Below are 21151 nucleotides of genomic sequence, written 5' to 3' on the forward strand. Positions count from 1 at the left end.
ATGAACGCGACGCCAGCTGTTGCTGATGATTTGATCGTTATCGGCAAGATTTACTCTGTTCATGGCGTTCGCGGCGAAGTGAAGGTGTATTCCTTTACTGATCCGACTGAAAACCTGTTGCAGTACAAGACTTGGACGCTCAAGCGCGAGGGTAGTGTGAAACAGGTTGAGCTGGTCAGTGGACGCGGGAGCGATAAGTTCCTGGTCGCGAAGCTCAAGGGTCTTGATGATCGTGAAGAAGCTCGTCTTCTGGCCGGTTATGAGATCTGCGTGCCGCGCAACCTGTTCCCTGAATTGACCGACGGCGAGTACTACTGGTACCAGCTCGAAGGTCTGAAGGTTATCGATCAACTCGGGCAATTGCTGGGGAAAATCGACCATCTTCTGGAAACCGGCGCCAATGATGTAATGGTGGTCAAGCCTTGCGCTGGCAGCCTGGATGATCGCGAACGCCTGTTGCCCTATACCGAGCAATGCGTGTTGGCCGTCGACCTGGCAGCGGGCGAGATGAAGGTGGAATGGGACGCGGACTTCTAGGCGTGGCTAATTTGCGCATTGAAGTGATCAGTTTGTTTCCCGAGATGTTTTCCGCCATCAGCGAGTACGGCATCACCAGTCGGGCGGTGAAACAGGGGCTGTTGCAGCTTACCTGTTGGAACCCGCGAGACTACACGACGGATCGACATCACACTGTGGACGATCGCCCATTTGGCGGTGGCCCGGGCATGGTGATGAAGATCAAGCCCCTGGAAGATGCGTTGGTTCAGGCCAAGGCCGCCGCCGGGGAGAAGGCGAAGGTGATTTACCTGTCCCCTCAAGGCCGTCAGCTGAAACAGGCGGCGGTACGCGAACTGGCGAATGAGGAAAGTTTGATCCTGATTGCCGGTCGCTATGAAGGCATTGACGAGCGTTTTATTGAAGCTCATGTCGATGAAGAGTGGTCGATTGGGGACTATGTATTGTCAGGCGGCGAGCTGCCGGCAATGGTCCTGATAGATGCGGTTACACGACTGCTGCCTGGAGCTTTAGGGCATGTGGACTCTGCGGAGGAAGATTCCTTCACGGATGGTTTGCTGGATTGCCCGCACTACACCCGACCGGAGGTGTATGCGGATCAGCGTGTTCCCGACGTATTGCTAAGTGGCAATCACGCACACATCCGGCGTTGGCGTTTACAGCAGTCCCTTGGTCGGACCTATGAACGACGCGCCGATCTTCTGGAAAGCCGCTCGCTTTCTGGAGAAGAGAAGAAGCTGCTCGAGGAATACATCCTCGCGCGGGACGATAGTTAACAACGTATCGATGGTAGGTCCATTGACTTACCTTAGGAGCACAGCATGACTAACAAAATCATCCTTGCACTCGAAGCAGAGCAGATGACCAAAGAGATCCCTACCTTTGCCCCGGGCGACACCATTGTCGTTCAGGTGAAAGTGAAGGAAGGCGACCGTTCGCGTCTGCAAGCGTTCGAAGGCGTGGTAATCGCCAAGCGTAACCGTGGTGTGAACAGTGCTTTCACTGTTCGTAAAATCTCCAACGGTGTTGGCGTAGAGCGTACCTTCCAGACCTACAGCCCGCAAATCGACAGCATGGCCGTCAAGCGTCGCGGTGACGTACGTAAAGCCAAGCTGTACTACCTGCGTGACCTGTCCGGTAAAGCAGCTCGCATCAAGGAAAAACTGGCTTAAGTCCAGCTTCCCGATGCAGAAGAAAGCAGCCTACGGGCTGCTTTTTTGTGCCTGAAATTTGATCGTTCCCACGCAGAGCGTGGGAACGATCGTACGCGCGACACAAATCCGTGTGGGAGCTGGCTTGCCTGCGATAGGATCTACCGGACATCACCGTCATCAGCCTGAGCCCCCCATGCCCGCCATCGACCATCCCCTGATCGACCGCTTCCTCGACGCCCTCTGGCTGGAAAAAGGCCTGTCAGACAACACACGCCAGGCTTACCGCAGCGACCTGGCGCTGTTCAACGGCTGGCTGCAGGAGAAAAACCTGGAACTGATCAACGCCGGCCGCGAGCTGATTCTCGATCACCTGGCCTGGCGTCTGGAGCAGAACTACAAGCCGCGCTCCACGGCGCGATTCCTGTCCGGCGTGCGTGGCTTTTATCGCTACCTGCTGCGGGAAAAGCTCATCGCCGTCGATCCGACCCTGCAAATCGACATGCCGCAACTCGGTAGGCCGTTACCCAAATCCTTGTCGGAAGCCGACGTGGATGCTTTGCTCGCCGCCCCGGACCTGAGCGAAGCCATCGGCCAACGCGACCGCGCCATGCTGGAAGTGTTGTACGCCTGCGGCCTGCGGGTGACCGAGCTGATCAGCCTGACCCTGGAGCAAGTCAACCTGCGTCAGGGCGTGCTGCGGGTGATGGGCAAGGGCAGCAAGGAACGGCTGGTGCCGATGGGCGAGGAGGCGATTGTGTGGGTCGAGCGCTACATGCGCGATGCGCGCCACGAGCTGCTCGGCGGGCGCCCCAGCGATGTGCTGTTTCCCAGCCTGCGCGGCGAGCAGATGACGCGCCAGACCTTCTGGCACCGCATCAAGCACCAGGCCAAAGTGGCCGGGATCGGCAAGGCGTTGTCGCCCCATACCTTGCGCCATGCGTTCGCCACCCACTTGCTCAACCACGGCGCGGATTTGCGCGTGGTGCAAATGCTGCTTGGGCACAGCGACTTATCCACAACCCAGATCTACACCCATGTGGCACGCGCACGTTTGCAGGACATGCACGCCAAGCACCACCCGCGCGGATAAAACCGTCGGAAATGGCCCATTTTAGCTGTCGCGGTCTGCCCTCCCGCCCAACTGTGGTAGGCTTTGCCGGTTCGCGAAGGGGACGGCACCCGTTGTGTTCCAGATCAGTATTCTGCTCCCGTCCCTGCCTCTGCCTTCAGGAGTTCCCATGCGCTTGACCCAGATTATTGCCGCCGCAGCCATTGCGTTGGTTTCCACCTTTGCGGTCGCCGATGATGCGGCCGAGCAGACCATTCGCAAGAGCCTGGCCAACCTGGCGCTCGACACCCCGATCGAAAGCATCAGCGCCAGCCCTATGGCCGGCCTGTATGAAGTCAAGCTCAAGGGTAGCCGTGTGCTGTACGCCAGTGCCGACGGCCAGTACATCGTCCAGGGCTACCTGTTCCAGCTCAAGGACGGCAAGCCGGTCAACCTGACCGAGAAAGCCGAGCGCCTGGGCGTGTCCAAGCTGATCAACGGCATCCCGGTGGCAGAAACCGTGGTTTACCCCGCCATTGGCGAAACCAAGACCCACATCACCGTGTTCACCGACACCACCTGCCCGTACTGCCACAAGCTGCACGCTGAAATCCCGGCATTGAACAAGCTGGGCGTGGAAGTGCGCTATGTCGCCTTCCCACGCCAGGGCCTGGGTTCGCCGGGTGACGAGCAGTTGCAGGCTGTATGGTGCTCGGCTGACAAGAAGGCGGCCATGGACAAGATGGTCGATGGCAAGGAAATCAAGTCGGCCAAATGCGCCAACCCGGTTTCCAAGCAGTTCGCCCTTGGCCAGTCCATTGGTGTGAACGGTACACCGGCTATCGTTTTGGCCGACGGCCAGGTGATTCCGGGCTACCAGCCGGCGCCGCAAGTTGCCAAACTGGCACTGGGTGCCAAGTAAGCATTAGTCGTCGAGCCTTTGACGATCATGACCCGGCGAACCGTCGACGGGTCATTAATTGAGAGCCGCAGTTGCGCGGCTGTTTTCACGGCCGACCTTGAGTCGGCCGTTTCATGGGGAGTTCTTCAGTGAAACCGGTCAAAGTAGGCATCTGTGGGTTAGGGACCGTCGGTGGCGGTACCTTCAACGTACTTCAGCGTAATGCTGAAGAAATTTCCCGCCGCGCAGGTCGCGGGATTGAAGTGGCGCAGATTGCCACGCGTTCGCCAAAGCCTCAGTTCGAAACGACCGGTATTGCGATTACCAACGATGTGTTCGCCGTGGCCACCAACCCTGAGATCGATATCGTTATCGAGCTGGTAGGCGGCTACACCGTGGCCCGCGAGCTGGTGCTCAAGGCCATCGAGAACGGCAAGCACGTGGTCACCGCCAACAAGGCGCTGATCGCCGTGCACGGCAACGAGATCTTCGCCAAGGCCCGCGAAAAGGGCGTGATCGTCGCGTTCGAAGCCGCCGTAGCTGGTGGTATCCCGGTGATCAAGGCGATCCGTGAAGGCCTGTCTGCCAACCGTATCAACTGGGTGGCCGGCATCATCAACGGCACCGGTAACTTCATCCTCACCGAAATGCGCGAGAAGGGCCGTACCTTCGAAGACGTACTGGCCGAAGCCCAGGCCCTGGGTTACGCCGAAGCTGACCCGACCTTTGACGTGGAAGGCATCGACGCAGCGCACAAGCTGACCATCCTGGCCTCCATTGCCTTTGGTATCCCGCTGCAGTTCGACAAGGCCTACACCGAAGGCATCACCAAGCTGACCACTGCCGACGTGAACTACGCCGAAGCCCTGGGCTACCGCATCAAGCACCTCGGCGTGGCGCGCAGCACCCCGGCAGGCATCGAGTTGCGTGTGCACCCGACGCTGATCCCGGCCGACCGCCTGATCGCCAACGTCAATGGCGTGATGAACGCGGTGATGGTCAATGGCGACGCCGCCGGCTCCACCCTGTTCTACGGTGCCGGCGCCGGCATGGAGCCGACCGCCTCGTCGGTGATCGCCGACCTGGTGGACGTGGTCCGCGCCATGACCAGCGACCCGGAAAACCGCGTACCGCACCTGGCCTTCCAGCCGGACTCGCTGTCGGCCCACCCGATCCTGCCGATCGAAGCCTGCGAAAGCGCCTACTACCTGCGTATCCAGGCCCAGGACCATCCCGGCGTGCTGGCCCAGGTGGCGAGCATCCTGTCGGAGCGTGGTATCAACATCGAGTCGATCATGCAGAAGGAAGTCGAGGAGCAAAACGGCCAGGTGCCGATGATCCTGCTGACCCACCGCGTGCTCGAGCAGCATATCAACGATGCCATCCACGCCCTGGAAGCCCTGCAAGGTGTGGTTGGCCCGGTGGTGCGTATTCGCGTCGAACACCTGAACTAACCGATTGTTCCAGGGGCCCCGACTGTTTGGCGGCCTCTGTTCGAGAATGTTTTAGAGGAGCCAGTCATGCGTTACATCAGCACCCGCGGCCAGGCACCGGCCCTGAATTTCGAAGACGTCCTGCTGGCAGGCCTTGCCACCGACGGCGGCCTGTACGTGCCGGAAAACCTGCCACGCTTCACCCAGGAAGAAATCGCCTCCTGGGCCGGCCTGCCGTATCACGAGCTGGCATTCCGGGTGATGCGTCCGTTCGTCACCGGCAGCATTCCGGATGCGGACTTCAAGAAGATTCTGGAAGAAACCTATGGCGTGTTTTCCCACAACGCCATCGCGCCCCTGCGCCAACTGAACGGCAATGAGTGGGTACTGGAGCTGTTCCACGGCCCGACCCTGGCGTTCAAGGACTTTGCCCTGCAATTGCTCGGTCGCCTGCTCGACTACGTGCTGGAAAAACGTGGCGAGCGCGTGGTGATCATCGGCGCCACCTCCGGCGATACCGGCTCGGCGGCCATCGAAGGGTGCAAGCACTGCGAGAACGTCGACATCTTCATCCTGCACCCGCACAAGCGTGTTTCCGAAGTGCAGCGTCGCCAGATGACCACCATCTTTGGCGAGAACATCCATAACATCGCCATCGAAGGCAACTTCGATGATTGCCAGGAAATGGTCAAGAACAGCTTCGCTGACCAGAGCTTCCTCAAGGGCACACGCCTGGTGGCGGTGAACTCGATCAACTGGGCGCGGATCATGGCCCAGATCGTCTACTACTTCCACGCCTCCCTGCAGTTGGGCGGCCCGGCGCGTTCGGTGTCGTTCTCGGTGCCCACCGGCAACTTCGGCGACATCTTCGCCGGTTACCTGGCGCGCAACATGGGCCTGCCGATCAACCAGCTGATCGTCGCCACCAATCGCAACGACATCCTGCACCGCTTCATGAGCGGCAACCAGTACGTCAAGCAAACCCTGCACGCCACGCTGTCGCCGTCCATGGACATCATGGTGTCGTCGAACTTCGAACGCCTGCTGTTCGACATGCACGGTCGCAACGGCGCGGCCCTGGCCGAACTGATGGGCAGCTTCAAGCAAGGTGGCGGTTTCAGCGTTGATGAGGAACGTTGGACCGAAACCCGCAAGCTGTTCGACTCCCTGGCCGTGGACGATGCGCAGACCTGCGAAACCATTGCTGAGGTCTATGCCCAGACCGGCGAAGTGCTCGACCCGCACACGGCCATCGGTGTGAAGGCCGCCCGCGAATGCCGCCGCAGCCTGGACATCCCGATGGTGATCCTCGGCACTGCCCACCCGGTCAAGTTCCCCGAAGCGGTGGAGAAGGCCGGTGTTGGCAAGGCCTTGGAGTTGCCGGAGCACTTGGCCGACCTGTTCGAGCGTGAAGAGCGCTGCACCGTGCTGGCTAACGACCTGAAGGCAGTGCAGGCGTTTGTCAGCCAGCACGGTAATCGCGGCAAGCCGCTCTGATCAACAGGGCCGCCTGAAGGCCGATGGGCATCTTCTGCTGCCCATCCACCCAAGACGCGGTGGGGCAACAATCAGCTTTTTTGCAGTCGGCCAAGCCCGTCCTCGTGACGGGCTTTTTTATTTTGGCGAGCCATACTTGTCCCTTCGCCTAATCAAGGAAGCTAAATCGGTGCAGGTTTTGATCCAATGGACATGGCGGCTGATGTGCATGCTGTGGCTCACCCAAATACCGGCAGGCCTGGCGGCCGTCAGCCTGCCCTTCAAACTGGTGCCGGCATTTATCCCCCTTGAGCCGTTGCCCCTGGCGCCCGCCGAACAGAAGTGGCTGGCGACGCATCGGAGCTTGAAGGTGGGCATTTCCATTGATGACTATCAGCCGATCGATATCACCCGCGACCGCAATCGCTACCAGGGTATCAGTGCCGATTACCTGAGCCTGGTCGGTGCTCGGTTGCAGATGCCCATGCAGGTGCTGGGTTTTGCCGAACGGGCCCAGGCGGTTGAGGCGCTGCGCAGTGGGGCCATCGATATCCTGACCAGCGCCAATGGTTATGAGCGTGATGTCCCCGGGTTGCAGTTCACCCAGGACTATATGCCCGATCAATCCGTGGTGGTGTTGCGTCGTGACGAGTTTCAAGACGACGACCTGGTGGGCAAGAAAGTGGTGTTGCTCGACGGCTACGCCAATGTGCATAACGTGCAGGCGGCCTATCCCGATAGCCACATCATGCTTGCGCCCAACCTTTACAGCGGCCTGGAAGCACTCAAGCAAGGCGATGCCGATGCGTTTATCGGCAATGAAGTGATTGTTCGGGCCTATAAGTCGCTGCGGCCTTATCTGGGCTTGCAGATCAAGGAGCAGAGCCGGCTGGCCCCCATCGGCTTTGCCTTCGCCACCCGCGCGGCCGAGCCGTTGCTGGGGGCGATGATGAACCGCGCCCTGGCGAGTATCGACGAGTCGGTGCAGCGCGAAATCCTCGCACGCTGGACCACCGGGCTCGGCGTCGGTTTCAGCGGCGAGCGTGTTGAGCTGTCGGCCTCGGAACGCACCTGGTTATTGCAGCATCCCCATGTCGTGGTAGTGGCCCAACAGATGTCGCCCTACATATTCAAGGACAAGGACGGTCACTGGGTGGGCTTGAACGTAGACCTGTTGCATCGTATTTCGCGCATGACCGGTTTGCAGTTTGTCATCGAAGAAGTGCATTCCACCGCGCAAACCCTGCAATGGCTGGAAACGGGCAGGGCGCAGATGAACACCACCCTGGCGGCGAATCAGGAACGCAGGGCGTTGCTCGACTTCAGTCATGGTTTTGGCGGCTCCGGCTGGGTGTTTGTCGAACGCGCCGATGCCACGCCGCTGACCGGTTTGAAACAGTTGGAGGGCAAGGTCCTGGCGCTGCCGGCGCGCCATGTGCTGGAGAGTGATATCCGCCAGATGTACCCCCGGATCAAGCTGCGCCTGGTGGACAATTACGCCCAGGCCCGTGAGTTGGTGCAACGGGGTGAAGCGGCCGCCACTGTGCAGACCGAAGTGGAGGTGCAGAGTTATACCGAGGACGGCTTGCGGATCGGCCGCAGTGTCGATGGCAAGTGGTCGTCAAACTGTCTGTCGGTGCGCAAGGATCAGCCTGAGCTGTTGAGCATCCTGAACAAAGCCCTGGAGGCCTTGCCCGTAGCCGAGTTGAGCGCGTTGCGCCTGCGTTGGATCGGCGCCGTGGCGATTCCGCTGCCGGCCTGGCAACGGGTGCCGTCATGGGCTTATTGGACGATGGCCACGGCGCTGCTGTTTGTCCTCGTGTCGCTGGTGTGGAACAGCCGGCTCAAGCGCCAGATCCGCCAGCGGCTGGAAGCCGAGCAGCGCCTCAATGACCAATTGGCGTTCAAGCGCGCCTTGCTCGATGGCATGCCCAACCCGCTGTTCGTCCGCGACCTGGCCGGGCGGCTGATGACCTGTAACAAAAGTTATGAACAGCAACTGGCGACCCGGCTGGAGTTGATCCAGGGCCTGACGCTGATGGAGAGCGGGGTCATGCCCGAGGCTACGGCGGCGCGCCTGCACGCAGGCCACATGGAGCAACTGGCCACGCAGCAGCCGTTATTTGTCGACCGGCAGCTGGAGTTCAACGGCGGCAGCATTCACGTCTACCAGTGGACCGTGCCCTTCTTCGACGCCCAGGGCCGCTTGCAGGGGCTGCTGGGCGGTTGGATCGATATCAGCGAACGCAAAGACCTGGAGCACCAACTGATGGATGCCCGCCAGGCCGCCGACGAAGCGAACTACGCCAAAAGTGCGTTTCTCTCCTCCTTGAGCCACGAGATTCGTACACCCATGACCGCCATCATTGGTTTGCTCGAGCTGGAACAAGAGCGCTGCCTGGCAAGCGGCCAGCCGGTGTCTGAAACGCTGCAGGTGGCCCATCGTTCGGCACGGGAGCTGATCGCCTTGATGGGCGATAGCCTGGACCTGGCCAAGATCGAGGCCGGTCACCTGCAACTGGTTCCGCAGACCGTCGAGTTGAAGGGCTTTTTTGAAGGCATCCAGCGCCTGTTCGAAGCCACGGCACAAAAAAAGGGCCTGCATTTGACCCTGGCATTTGATCCGGCCGCCCAGGGCTATTACTGGTTCGACCCGCTGCGCTTGCGCCAGGTCATGCACAACCTGCTGGGCAACGCGTTGAAGTTTACCGAGCGGGGCGGGGTTCGCCTCAGTGTCAGTTGCCAGCGCGATGAGAACGAAGCCGAGTATCTGCACCTTTGCGTCGAGGACAGCGGCCCGGGGATCAGCGCCGAGCAGCAGCCGCGTGTGTTCAAGCCGTTTACCCAGGTGAGCGCGTTGACCGCGGCGGAACATGGCGGCACCGGGTTGGGCCTGAGTATCTGCAAGCAACTGGTGGAGTTGATGGACGGGCGCATTCACCTCGACAGCGTGGTGGGCGAGGGCACGGTGGTGTGCATTGACCTGCGCCTGGATCGGGTCAGCACCGATGATCTGCCGGCGACGCCGACCGCAACGTTGCCGCCCATGGGGTGCAGCCTCTCGGTGCTGGTGGTCGATGACCTGGCGGCTAATCGCCTGGTGCTGGCCCAGCAGTTGCAGTTCCTCGGGCATCAGGTGATTGCCCTGGATTCAGCCGACGCCGCGTTGCAACGTTGGCGTGAGCAACATTTCGACGTGCTGGTGACCGATTGCCAGATGCCGGGCATGTCCGGGTATGCCTTGAGCGAGGCGATCCGGCGCATCGAAGCCGGGCAACAACGGTCTCGTTGCGCCGTGATCGGTTGTACCGCGAACGCCATGAACAATGAGCTACAACGCTGCGAGGAGGCCGGCATGGATGAGCTGCTGGTCAAGCCGGTGACCCTGGAGCACTGGACCCGTGTGCTGGCCCGCGTGGCGTCGCAGCGGTCGTTCGACATCCAGGCCTTGCGCACCATGACCCAGGCCGACGGGCCGGTGCTGCGCAGCATGTTGCAGGAACTGGCGAAGAGCCTGGACCACGAACATGAGGTATTGGCGAGCGCCCTGGCCGAGCGTGACGTTGCGCGCTTGAATGCGGCGCTGCATCGGCTCAAGGGCATTTGCTCGCTGGTGGATGCCCTGCCACTGGCCAAGGCCTGCGTAGCCCTTGAGCAGTGCGCCCGTGAACAGCGCGGCGCCGAGCTTGAAGCACCCTGGTTGCGCTTGTCCGAGGTGCTCAAGGCGTTTCGTCGCGACCTGCAACCCTATCTGGATGCCTGACACCCTAATGCCGATCAGCTAAGCGAGCGCAATGCTCAAGGCAACGAAGATTCCCTGTGGGAGCTGGCCTGCCTGCGATAGCCATAAGTATCTATACAACTTTAATGTGACGCAGGGCCTGTGGTGAGGGAGCTTGCTCCCGCGAAGACGGCCTGGCAGCCGACGCTGATCTAACTGATGCCCCGCGATCCAATGTGGGAGCTGGCTTGCCTGCGAAGGCGGCCTGAAAGCCGACCAGGCTCTCGGATCAGACCGCGTACATATCCGTTCCTGCGGTAATGGCTGCTATCGGTTCCGCTTTTACATGAACGGCCCCCCAAAAGTAACCAAAAGGCTCTTGCCCCACTACTCGGCACCACACCGCCTTCGCAGGCAAGCCAGCTCCCACAGGAGATCTGCGCTTGACCGACAAGGCTTGCCCCTCCCACATTTAAGCAAGCTTTTAGGACACGTCCTATGTGGCACACCGCAGCATATGACTACTGTGCAGGACTTTCCCTGTACCGACACCCTTACCCATGCGATCCCTGAACGTCCTGATCCTCGAAGACAACCCGTTTCAACTGATGGCCCTGCACCAGATGCTCAATGCCAACGGCGTGTTCAATGTACGGGCCGCGGAAACGGTCGAAACCGCCCGCCAGTCCCTGGACAGCAAAGGCCCGGTGGATATCGCCATTTGCGATCTGTACCTGGAGCAGGGTGATAGCCTGGAGCTGATCCGCGAATTGGCCGAGCGCCGTCTGGCCCAAGTGCTGGTCCTGCTCAGTAATGCCGAGCCTGATGTGTTGGAAGGCGTGGCGAATATGGCACGGCAGCTGGGACTCAAGGTATTGGCGTGCCTGCCCAAACCAGCCTCGGCAACGTTGATCGGGCAAGTCTTGGTCGATTGCCAGGCGCACTTGCGTCCGGGACCAGCGGTATTGTCCTGGGAGCCTGTGCGTCAGTTGCTCGGTTTGAGCGACAGGGAGCAGTTGCCGCCGTCGGCGGATGTCAGCCAGGCCACCATCGCGGCGTGTGGCAGGGTCTGGTACCAGCCCATCGTCAGCCAGGCCGGTGTGTTGCAAGGTGTAGAGGCGCTGGCGCGTTGGCAGTTATCGGAAGGCGAGCTGCTGCTGCCCGATGAATTCCTGCCGGTGCTCGAGTTTGCCGGCATGGAGGAGGCCTTTACCTGGCACGTGCTGGAACAGGCGCTCGGCCTCGCGAACCGGGTCATGGGCGAGACCGGCCAAGTGCTGCCGGTGGCGGTGAACATTCCTGGGCGCATGCTCGAGCGTGCGCACTTTCCCCAGGTGCTGCAAGGCTTGCTGCAACTTCACGGCGTGCCCGCACACAGCCTGACCCTGGAGCTGGTGGAAACCTCAACGTTGAAAACCGACAGCGCGCATGTCACTGGTTTGTTGCGCCTGCGCATGTTGGGCTGCCAGTTGTCCATCGGCGATTTCGGCATGGGCGGCACCAGCTTGCAACATTTGCTGGAGCTGCCTTTCACCGAGCTGAAAATCCCCCCGGCCTTTGCCTGCGGGATGGCCAATGACGATCGCAAGGCCGCGGTGGTGGCCGGTGCCATGAGCATGGCCAAGCGGCTGAACATCGCTGTGGTGGTCACTGGCGTGGAAACTGCCGCCGATTATCACGCCGTGGGTGAACTGGGAACGGCGTGGCTGCAAGGCTGCTTCATTGCCCGGCCGATGGACGCCGAGGCGCTCAAGCAATGGATCGCGTTCCAGGCTAGGCCAGCCCGTGTTCCTGCACATAAATAAACAGCGCGGCATCGTTGCCCAGCCCCAGCTTGCGCATGGCGCTGACTTTTTGCGCACTGACGGTCTGCTTGCTGCGATGCAGGTGTGCGGCGATCGCGCCTACGGTCATGCCACTGGCCAACAGGCGAATCACTTCCAGCTCCCGGGGTGACAGCTGTTCCTGGGAATGCAGGCGATCAGCGCCGACTTCCCCGGCCAGGCTCAGCGCCTGGCGAATGGTCTGGGCCACATAGGTGCGTTGCTGGCGTACCTGGCGGATCGCCTGCGGCAGTTCATCGGCCAGGCTGGCCTTGCTCAGCAGGCCCATGACGCCCAACGCCAGGATGGAATGAAACAGCCCGGCGTTATTGAGCATGGTCACCACCACAACGGGCAGGTTCGGATGGTGCCGGCGCAGTTGCTCGATCAGGCGCAACCCGTCGGCCTCGGGTTCGGCGGGCATCATGAAGTCGGTCACCAGCACATCGCAGGCACAGTGTTGCAGCAACGCACTGAGAGCCTGGGGTGAGTTCGCCTCGCCGACGATGCTGAGGTGCGGGTCACGCTCGAGCACGGCGCGCAGGCCAATCAGGAAAATCGGATGATCGTCGGCAATGACGACGCGCAAAGGTGTTTCAGACGCGGCTCTCAAGGCAGGCTCCCGGGATAATCCAGGGATTCTAGCCTGTGAGCGGTTGTTTTTTCTCTGTCATGTTTTCCGCGCATGCTCGTTTCCCTCAAGCAGCGGATTACACAAAAGGTCGAACTTTCTGCTTTGAGCACGGGTCACTTGAATGTCAGCATCTTCGTGACATTTTTGTTTTTCGAACCTTTTCGAATGATTGAGTGGTGATCGAGATGGAAAGTATCAACCTATTGCTCAGTGCGGCACTGAGCCCCTATCAGGTTACGCTGACCACTTCTGGTGTGCGGGACGACTGCCTGGTAACCGTGAAGAATCCCGGTGGCGCCATTGTGGTTGAACGTGAAGTCGACCGTGGGCAATTGACCGATAAGCGCGCCTTGGTAGACGTGGTGGATTGCCTGCTTCGCGACCTGAAGATTGCCGAAGGGCGTCTGGAACCCTCCGTCATTGCAGCCTTGCGCAACGCCGCCCAGACCCGTGGCGGCGCACTGGCATGAAACATTATTTTTCTTCGGAACCTTCCTGCGGGGCGGTCAGTCAGAGTTGGTAACAGCAAGAGCAATCATTGTGCTCCGGTGTTTGCCGCTTGCTGTACGGGCCTTTTTAAGGCCGCGTTTAACCCCGAGTTGTCTCCCCACTGCTCGGGGTTTCTTTTTGCCTGCGATTCTCAGATCGCGCCATTTTCACGCAGGCGGGTAATAGCCGCCGCGTCGTAGCCCAGGGCATTGAGCACCACGCTGTTGTGCTCACCCAATTGCGGGCCGACCCATTCGCAGCTGCCCGGTGTATCCGAGAGCTTGGGCACGATGCCCGGCATCTTGAAGTCCTTGCCGCCTGGAAGCTGCGCCTTGAGGAACATTTCCCGGGCCAGGAATTGCGGGTCGCCCAGCATGTCTTCGGCGCTGTAGATGCGGCTGGCGGGCACCTCGGCCTTGTTCAGTTGCTCAACCACCTGGTCCAGCGGCAGCGAATTGACCCAGCGGTCGATCACGCCGTACAGCTCGTCGCGGCGCAGGTCACGCCCGTCATTGCTGGCCAACTGCGGGTCATCCGCCAAGTCGTCACGTCCGATGGTGGCCATGAAGCGTTTGAAGATCGCATCGCCATTGGCGCCGATCTGCACATGCTTGCCGTCCGCGCTGGTGTGGATCGAGGACGGCGTGATACCAGGCATGATGTTGCCGGTGCGTTCGCGAATAAACCCGAAGACGTCGAACTCGGGGATCATGCTTTCCATCATGGCGAAGATGGCTTCATACAGCGCTACATCCACCACTTGGCCCAGGCCGCCGTTGACTTCGCGATGACGCAGCGCCATCAACGCACCGATCACCGCCCACAACGCGGCAATCGAGTCGCCGATGGAGATCCCGGTACGCACGGGCGGGCGGTCCTCGAAGCCGGTGATATAGCGCAAGCCCCCCATGGACTCGCCCACCGCGCCAAACCCGGGCTGATCCTTCATCGGCCCGGTCTGGCCGAAGCCCGAGAGGCGCACCATCACCAGCTTGGGGTTCAATGCGTGCAGGGTTTCCCAGCTCAGGCCGAGTTTTTCCAGCACGCCGGGGCGGAAGTTTTCGATCAGGATGTCGGCGTCGGCCAGCAGTTGCTTGAGGATCGCCAGGCCATCGGGATGCTTGAGGTTGAGGGTCAGCGACTGCTTGTTACGCGCCTGCACGAACCACCACAACGAGGTGCCCTCATACAGCTTGCGCCATTTGCGCAGTGGGTCACCGCCGTCCGGCGATTCGACCTTGATCACCTCGGCACCGAACTCAGCGCAGATCCGCGACGCGAATGGGCCAGCGATCAATGTGCCCAGTTCGATGACTTTCAGACCGGCAAGGGGTTTGGCATTAAGCGACATGGGGATCCTTACAAGCACGGGACGGAGGTGTCTTGCTTTTTAACATAGGTGAGCAGATACAGCGCAGATTCGTTGAATGACCCCGCCATCGGTTAGACTGGCCACCTTTCCCTGTCTCTAGAAGCCCGTTCATGGCCCAGCCGTCCACGACCTACAAATTCGAACTCAACCTCACCGACCTCGACCGCTCGGTGTATGAGAGCGTCAAACAGACCATCGCCCGCCACCCTTCGGAAACCGAAGAGCGCATGACCGTGCGTCTGCTGGCCTACGCCCTTTGGTACAACGAGCAGTTGGCGTTCGGGCGTGGCCTGTCAGATGTAGACGAGCCGGCCCTGTGGGAAAAAAGCCTGGATGATCGGGTTTTGCACTGGATCGAAGTCGGTCAGCCGGATGCCGATCGCCTGACCTGGTGCTCGCGCCGCACCGAACGCACCAGCCTGCTGGCCTATGGCAGCCTGCGTGTTTGGGAAGGCAAGGTGGTGCCGGTGGCCAACAACCTGAAAAATGTGCACATTGCCGCCGTGCCCCAGGAAGTGCTCGAGACCCTGGCCAAGGACATGCCGCGGGTGATCAAGTGGGACGTGATGATCAGCGAAGGCACGATCTTCGTGACCGACGACCGTGGCCAGCATGAAGTGCAACTGCAATGGCTGGTTGGCGAGCGTGGTTGAAAAGGTGGGAGCTGGCTTGCCTGCGACGGCATCCACTCGGTGTGTCTGATGTACCGAGTCGTATGCATCGCAGGCAAGCCAGCTCCCACATTTGATCTTTGTTGCGTTCAATATCTGTGTTTAACCGATGTATTAGAAGAGAAGCGCCCGTCACCCCATGCGTATCGATCCCCGCCCATTGCCCGCCGTCCTGCCCTTCCTCGGTGAATTGCCGCCGCTGTTGACCCGTCTCTACGCCGCACGCGGGGTGCAATCGGAAGCCGAGCTGGACAAGAGCCTGGCGCGGTTGATTCCCTACCAGCAGCTCAAGGGCATCGATGCGGCGGTGGACTTGTTGGTGACGGCCCTGGAGCAGCGTCAGCGCATCCTGATCGTCGGTGACTTCGACGCCGATGGCGCCACGGCGAGCACCGTGGGCACCCTGGGCCTGCGTTTGCTCGGGGCGGCCCATGTCGACTACCTGGTGCCCAACCGCTTCGAATACGGCTATGGCCTGACCCCGGAGATTGTCGCGGTGGCGCTGCAACGCGAGCCGCAATTGCTGATTACCGTGGACAACGGTATCTCCAGCGTCGAAGGCGTGGCGGCGGCAAAGGCGGCGGGATTGAAAGTGCTGGTGACCGACCACCACTTACCGGGCGATGAACTGCCGGCGGCGGACGCCATCGTCAATCCGAACCAGCCGGGCTGCGGGTTTCCCAGCAAGGCCCTGGCCGGGGTCGGGGTGATTTTCTACGTGCTGATGGCCCTGCGTGCGCGTTTGCGCAGCCTGGGCTGGTATGACAACAGCCCACAGCCGAACATCGGTGAGCTGCTCGACCTGGTGGCCCTGGGCAGCGTCGCTGACGTAGTGCCGCTGGACGCCAACAACCGCATCCTCGTCCATCAGGGCCTGGAGCGTATCCGTGCCGGTCGAGCGCGGCCCGGGATCAAGGCGATCCTCGAAGTAGCCAAGCGCGACCATGCCCGCATCACCTCCACCGACCTGGGTTTTATCCTCGGCCCGCGTCTGAATGCGGCCGGGCGCCTGGATGATATGAGCCTGGGCATCGAATGCCTGCTCACTACCGACGTTGCCGCCGCACGGGAAATGGCCGCGCAACTGGACGGCATGAACCAGGATCGCAAATCCATCGAGCAAGGTATGCAGCGCGAGGCCCTGGCCCAGCTCAAGGACTTGCCGGTGGAGTCGATGCCGTACGGCTTGTGCCTGTTCGACCCGGAATGGCACCAAGGGGTGATCGGCATCCTCGCGTCGCGCATGAAGGAGCGCTATTTCCGCCCGACCATCGCTTTCGCCGATGCAGGCGATGGCCTGCTCAAGGGCTCTGGGCGTTCGGTGCAGGGCTTTCATATCCGCGATGCACTGGCGGTCGTTGCCAGCCAGCATCCCAACCTGATTACCAAGTACGGCGGCCACGCCATGGCGGCGGGGCTGACCTTGCCCGAAGCGAACTTCCCGCTGTTTGCCGAAGCCTTCGATGCCGAAGTGCGTCGGCAACTGCGTGAAGAAGACCTCACCGGCCGCCTGCTCTCCGACGGCACCTTGGCCGTGGAAGAGTTCCACCTGGAACTGGCCCGTGCCCTGCGCCATGCCGGCCCATGGGGGCAGCACTTTCCCGAGCCGTTGTTTCACGGGGTGTTCCAGTTGGTGGAGCAGCGGGTAGTGGGGGAGCGGCACCTGAAGGTGGTGCTCAAGAGCGAATGCGGGTCAGTGAAGCTTGATGGCATCGCCTTCGGCGTGGACCGCGAGGTGTGGCCGAACCCGACTGTGCGTTGGGTGGAGTTGGCTTACAAGCTGGATGTGAATGAGTTTCGGGGCAATGAAACCGTACAGCTGATGATTGCCCACATCGAACCGCGCTGAATCTCAGCCACAGCACAAGGCAAATGTGGGAGGGGGCTTGCCCCCGATAGCGGTGGGGCAGTCACAACATCATTGACTGACACTCTGCTATCGGGGGCAAGCCCCCTCCCACATTTGGTTTTGTGTACAGCCCTGGAGTTATTCGGCCTTGGCCTGATGCTTGACGATAATATCCACCAAGCGCTTGGCCAGCGCCGGGTAGTTTTCATCGAAGTGGTGCCCGCCCGGCAGCTTCATGGCTTCGCCCACCGCGGTCTTGTCGGTGCAGCCACTCTCATCGACTTCTTCGGCACCATAGATGCATACGACCTTCTCTGGCGGCAGCTTGGCCATTTCCGGGCCGGTCGCGGCTTCTTTGCCGGCATTACCCAGCCAGCCTTCCACTTCGATTTCAAAGCTGCCGGTGCGGGCGAAGGCCAGCAGGATGATTGCGTCGACCCGTTGCTGTTCGTTTTCCGGCATACGGTTGTAAATGGCCGGCAGTACATCGGCGCCGAACGAATAACCGGTGAGCACGAAACGCTTGGTGCCCCATTTCTGCCGGTAATGCTGCATCAGCTCAGTGAGGTCCTTGGCGCTTTGTTCCGGGGTCTTGTGCTGCCAGTAGTAGCGCAGGGTGTCGATGCCGACCACCGGGTAACCGATCTTGGCCATCTCGCCGGCCACGTCGCGGTCCAGGTCGCGCCAGCCGCCGTCACCGGAGAGGAACAGGGTCACGGTGTCCTTGGCTTGGCCAGCGGGTACTTCCACCACTGGAATGGCCAGGCCGCCGTTGTCCGAACCTACCAGTTGCTTGCGCAGCTCGTTGTTCAGAATTTGCGGGTAATGAATGTCGTAGTCGCTGATGCTGGTAGTGGCACGCGGTGTGTCGCGTACGAAACTGGCGCTTTCATCGTCAGGGTTGTCGTTCCACGCCACCAGCCAGTTGCCATGGGCGGCGGTTTTCGGCAGTGGGTCCTTGCAGCCTTCCTGGGTCAATGCGAAGCCCACCGAGATGGCGTTGGCCTTGTCATCGTTCTGGGTGGCCAGCCAGCGCCAGGCGAGTGCGGCGCCAGGGCCGATGCCGCTGACCAACGTTGCCGGGCCCTTGAGCTGGGCCAGGGCACCTTGCAGGGCTCGTTCCTGCGCTGTGCAATCAGCCTTGGGCAGGACCACCTGGATGATCTGTGCCGCGCCGCCCTGGCTCAGGGCAATCAGCTGGCTGTCGGTCAGGGTTTCATCAGCCATCACCGCCACGGCTACACGAGCTTTCGCGGTGCTGGCCGGGGTCACGCGGGTCATCACCGAGCCGTCGGCCTGGGGCAATTGCTCCAGGATCGGCTGTGGGGCAGGGCGGTTCCAGTACCAATAGCCGCCACCCAGGATCAGGGCGAGCAGCACTACAAAGGCCAATACATACCGCCAGGAGCGTCGAATCATCAGCGTTTCACCAATCCAGTCAAGCCGCCCGCGATCAGGGCGGCGGTATCGGCCAGTGCCACCAGCGGATCAAGTCCTGCGGGCACGGCCATGTAACGGGGTTCCCAGTCAGGCTGGAACTTGTCTTTGAAGCGGCGCAGACCTTGAAAGTTATACAGTTGCTCGCCACGACGGAACACCATCGAGCCCAGGCGCTGGGTCAACGGTGCGCCACGCCGCGGTTGCAGGCCCGACAACGGCACCATGCCGAGGCTGAAGCGGGCGTAGCCGTGGTTCTTATAATGTTGAATCAGGCCCACCATCATGAACTCCATGGTCAGCTTGGGCGCGTCCGGGTGGGCACGCATCAGGTCAAGACTGGCCAAGTCATGGTTGTAGGTCTCGAGCAGATTGGCAAAGGCCACCGGGCGCCCTTCGAAGCGAATGATCGCGATACGGAAGTGCTTGAGGTAGTCGTCGCTGAAACGGCCCAGGGAGAAGCCTTTTTCCCGCACATTCTTACCTGTCAGCCAGGCATCGGAGATAACTTTTAATTCATCCATCGGCGCCTGGCCGGGTTCGAAGATTTCCAGGGACAGGCCGTCCCGGGTGCCACGGTTCCAGGTGTAGCGCAAATCCTTCATCTCTTTGCCCTTGGCTTCCAGGTCAAAGCGTTTCAGGTCGACGCGGGCTTCTTCGCCCAGCTTGATCGCGGTGAGGCCGATGTCCATGTAGTACGGCAGGTTCTCGGCACGGACCTGATAGAACACCGGGCGGGCATGATGGATGTCGCACAGATCACGGAACTGCCAGATCATCTCGGCACGCGGTTGGGTCGGGCCGATCGGGTCGTACAGGGCCACCAGGCTGCGTCCGCGACGGGCGTACATCAGGAAGGCTTCGTCGTTGGGGTGGAACAGCAGCGCCTTGTCGCCAGTCAGCGCCAGGCCGCCGTCGGGCTGGGAGGAGGCCATCAGGATCTTGGTGGCGCGCTCCAGTTCCTCCGGCGTCGGCAAGTGGATGACCGGGCGTGCAGTGCGCAGCAGCCAGGTCAGCGACACGATTACCAGCAGTACCGCGGCACCCAGCAATGAGCGCAAGCCACGTGGGGCGTTGGCGTCGAGAGTGAACTGCCACCACAGTTGATGGCTGTAGGGCACGTCCTGATAGGCGAACAGCAGCAACCAGATCGAAGCGCCGAGTACACAGACACTGGCCACCAGGTACAGCGGCGAAAAAGGCAATTCGGTCAGGCGGCTGGCGCGGTAGAACGAGCGACGGAAGATCGCCAGCAGCACCGCAGTCATAGTCATCAGGCTGGCTTCTTCCCAGTCGAAACCTTTAAGCAGCGAAAGCAGGGCGCCCACCAGCAGCAACACCATGGTCAGCATCCATGCCGCCGACAAGCGTCGACGCAGGCCCTGGGCGAGCAGCAGGCATAACACGCCGATCAGGCTGGCACCAAAGTGCGAAGCGTCAATCAGGCGGTGGGGAATCAGGAAGCCGATGTTTTCCAGGCGTGAGTCGATCTCCGGCGTGGCGCCGGAAAACAGCAGGACCACGCCGGACAAAAAAACCAGTACGGCCAGTACTGGCGCCGCCAGCCCCGAGGCCACCCGCAGGCTTTGCTGGGTCTGGAATAGACGCTGGGCCTCGTTGACCAGCAGGAACACACAGGCGATCAACAGCGGCAAGACCACGTAGATCATCCGGTACAGCAGCAAGGCGGCAGCCAGGGGCGCGGCACCGAGTTTGTCGGCGAAGGCCGCCAGCAGGATCGCTTCGAATACACCCACGCCTCCCGGCACATGGCTGAGCACACCGGCGGCCAGGGCCAGCAGGTACACCAGCAGGAACGGACCGAAGGGCGGTGCTTCCGGCAACAACATATAAAGGACGGTGGCGGCAGCGGCGACGTCCAGTGCGGTGATGATCAGTTGCAGGAAGGTCAGGCGACGACCAGGCAGGCGCAGGGTACGGCGACCGGCCTTGACCAGCAGGTTGTCGGGGTAGGGCTGTTCCGGCAGGCGGCGGCGATAGATACCGATGCACAACGCGGCTGACAGCAGCAGCACGGCACCGGCGATGCCGCCGAGCAGGCCTTGCGGCAGATGCAGGTAAGTCGAGGCCGCCGGCAGGTTGCTCAAGGTGGCCAATGCGGCCAATGGCGGCAGGGCACAGCCCAAGGCCAGGCTGGCGAACACGGTCATGTGTGCTACTTCCGACGCGCCGATGCCATGCCGTGCATATAGACGGTAGCGCACCGAGCCGCCCGAGAGCATCGACAAACCAATGGCGTTGCCGATGGCAAAGGCGGTGAAGCCACCCAGGGCCAGGGTCTTGGCGGGCAACTTCACCCCGGCATAACGGGCACCGGAGAATTCATAGCCGAGCAGGATGACGAAGCCGGCGACCGCCGCTGCAAACGCGCCGAGCAGGGCTGGCTTGGGCACCTCCAGGATCGAGTCATGCAGGGCATAGAGATCCAGTTCCAGCAGCAGGTGTCGGCAAGCGATCAGGGCGATAGCAAACAACAGCAGCGTAACCGCCAGGCCGATAGGCTGTCGGTACTTGCTCAACAGATCCAGCCAGCGCAAGCGGGTGGGCGTGATCGGTTGTTCTGCTGTGACAGTGTCTTGTGGTTCAGACGAGTTGGCGCGCATCAA

16 protein-coding genes are annotated in these 21151 nt (G+C 61.2%); 12 read left to right on the forward strand and 4 right to left on the reverse strand.

Annotation, left to right across the window (positions count from 1 at the left end; genetic code table 11):
• From rimM to TU73_RS17165, 9 genes are all read left to right on the forward strand, one after another.
• Complete coding sequence (gene rimM / locus TU73_RS17125) at nucleotides 1–537, forward strand: ribosome maturation factor RimM (protein WP_003175898.1); 537 nt, start codon at nucleotides 1–3, stop codon at nucleotides 535–537.
• Nucleotides 519–1292: a tRNA (guanosine(37)-N1)-methyltransferase TrmD gene (trmD, locus tag TU73_RS17130; RefSeq protein WP_172833430.1), complete on the forward strand. Its 774-nt coding sequence runs from the start codon at nucleotides 519–521 to the stop codon at nucleotides 1290–1292. The genes rimM and trmD overlap by 19 nt, the downstream gene beginning before the upstream one ends.
• 45 nt (nucleotides 1293–1337) lie before the next feature.
• The gene (gene rplS / locus TU73_RS17135; RefSeq protein WP_003175895.1) at nucleotides 1338–1688 is read left to right on the forward strand and encodes a 50S ribosomal protein L19; all 351 of its coding nucleotides are present in this window, start codon (nucleotides 1338–1340) and stop codon (nucleotides 1686–1688) included.
• Nucleotides 1689–1863: 175 nt separating this feature from the next.
• A complete protein-coding gene (gene xerD / locus TU73_RS17140; protein ID WP_003193961.1) occupies nucleotides 1864–2760 on the forward strand; it encodes a site-specific tyrosine recombinase XerD in 897 nt (298 codons plus the stop codon).
• Nucleotides 2761–2908: 148 nt separating this feature from the next.
• A complete protein-coding gene (locus TU73_RS17145) occupies nucleotides 2909–3640 on the forward strand; it encodes a thioredoxin fold domain-containing protein (RefSeq protein ID WP_005791088.1) in 732 nt (243 codons plus the stop codon).
• Between the two features lie 128 nt (nucleotides 3641–3768).
• Complete coding sequence (locus TU73_RS17150; RefSeq protein ID WP_003193959.1) at nucleotides 3769–5073, forward strand: homoserine dehydrogenase; 1305 nt, start codon at nucleotides 3769–3771, stop codon at nucleotides 5071–5073.
• 66 nt (nucleotides 5074–5139) lie between these two features.
• Nucleotides 5140–6549 carry a threonine synthase gene (gene thrC / locus TU73_RS17155; protein ID WP_057013213.1) on the forward strand — a complete coding sequence of 470 codons (1410 nt, stop codon included), beginning with the start codon at nucleotides 5140–5142 and terminating at the stop codon, nucleotides 6547–6549.
• Nucleotides 6550–6718: 169 nt separating this feature from the next.
• Entirely contained in the window at nucleotides 6719–10291 is a 3573-nt protein-coding gene (locus tag TU73_RS17160; protein WP_057013214.1) for an ATP-binding protein, read from the forward strand.
• 518 nt (nucleotides 10292–10809) lie between these two features.
• Nucleotides 10810–12054, forward strand: coding sequence for an EAL domain-containing response regulator (locus TU73_RS17165; RefSeq protein WP_057013215.1), 1245 nt, complete (start codon nucleotides 10810–10812; stop codon nucleotides 12052–12054).
• On the opposite strand, the gene TU73_RS17170 is transcribed toward TU73_RS17165, so the two are convergent.
• Nucleotides 12023–12685, reverse strand: a complete 663-nt coding sequence (locus TU73_RS17170; protein ID WP_057013216.1) for a response regulator — start codon at nucleotides 12683–12685, stop codon at nucleotides 12023–12025. The two genes, TU73_RS17165 and TU73_RS17170, sit on opposite strands and share 32 nt — an antisense overlap.
• 206 nt (nucleotides 12686–12891) lie before the next feature.
• On the opposite strand from TU73_RS17170, the gene TU73_RS17175 reads away from it, so the two are divergent.
• Nucleotides 12892–13176 (forward strand): DUF3509 domain-containing protein, encoded by a 285-nt coding sequence (locus TU73_RS17175; protein WP_057013251.1) that lies wholly within the window; start codon nucleotides 12892–12894, stop codon nucleotides 13174–13176.
• Between the two features lie 170 nt (nucleotides 13177–13346).
• On the opposite strand, the gene TU73_RS17180 is transcribed toward TU73_RS17175, so the two are convergent.
• Entirely contained in the window at nucleotides 13347–14546 is a 1200-nt protein-coding gene (locus TU73_RS17180) for a CaiB/BaiF CoA transferase family protein (RefSeq protein ID WP_057013217.1), read from the reverse strand.
• Nucleotides 14547–14677: 131 nt separating this feature from the next.
• Here TU73_RS17180 and TU73_RS17185 point away from each other — a divergent pair, with 131 nt between their 5' ends.
• Entirely contained in the window at nucleotides 14678–15220 is a 543-nt protein-coding gene (locus TU73_RS17185) for a YaeQ family protein (RefSeq protein ID WP_003193952.1), read from the forward strand.
• A 157-nt stretch (nucleotides 15221–15377) separates the two neighbouring features.
• A complete protein-coding gene (gene recJ, locus TU73_RS17190; RefSeq protein ID WP_046069396.1) occupies nucleotides 15378–17087 on the forward strand; it encodes a single-stranded-DNA-specific exonuclease RecJ in 1710 nt (569 codons plus the stop codon).
• Nucleotides 17088–17225: 138 nt separating this feature from the next.
• On the opposite strand, the gene TU73_RS17195 is transcribed toward recJ, so the two are convergent.
• Both TU73_RS17195 and mprF read right to left on the reverse strand, forming a co-directional pair.
• Nucleotides 17226–18506: a virulence factor family protein gene (locus TU73_RS17195; protein ID WP_057013218.1), complete on the reverse strand. Its 1281-nt coding sequence runs from the start codon at nucleotides 18504–18506 to the stop codon at nucleotides 17226–17228.
• Entirely contained in the window at nucleotides 18506–21148 is a 2643-nt protein-coding gene (gene mprF / locus TU73_RS17200; protein ID WP_057013219.1) for a bifunctional lysylphosphatidylglycerol flippase/synthetase MprF, read from the reverse strand. Before mprF ends, TU73_RS17195 begins: the two co-directional genes overlap by 1 nt.
• Between the last annotated feature and the right edge of the window lie 3 nt (nucleotides 21149–21151).

The sequence above is a fragment of the Pseudomonas libanensis genome (assembly GCF_001439685.1).
GTDB lineage: Bacteria > Pseudomonadota > Gammaproteobacteria > Pseudomonadales > Pseudomonadaceae > Aquipseudomonas > Aquipseudomonas libanensis.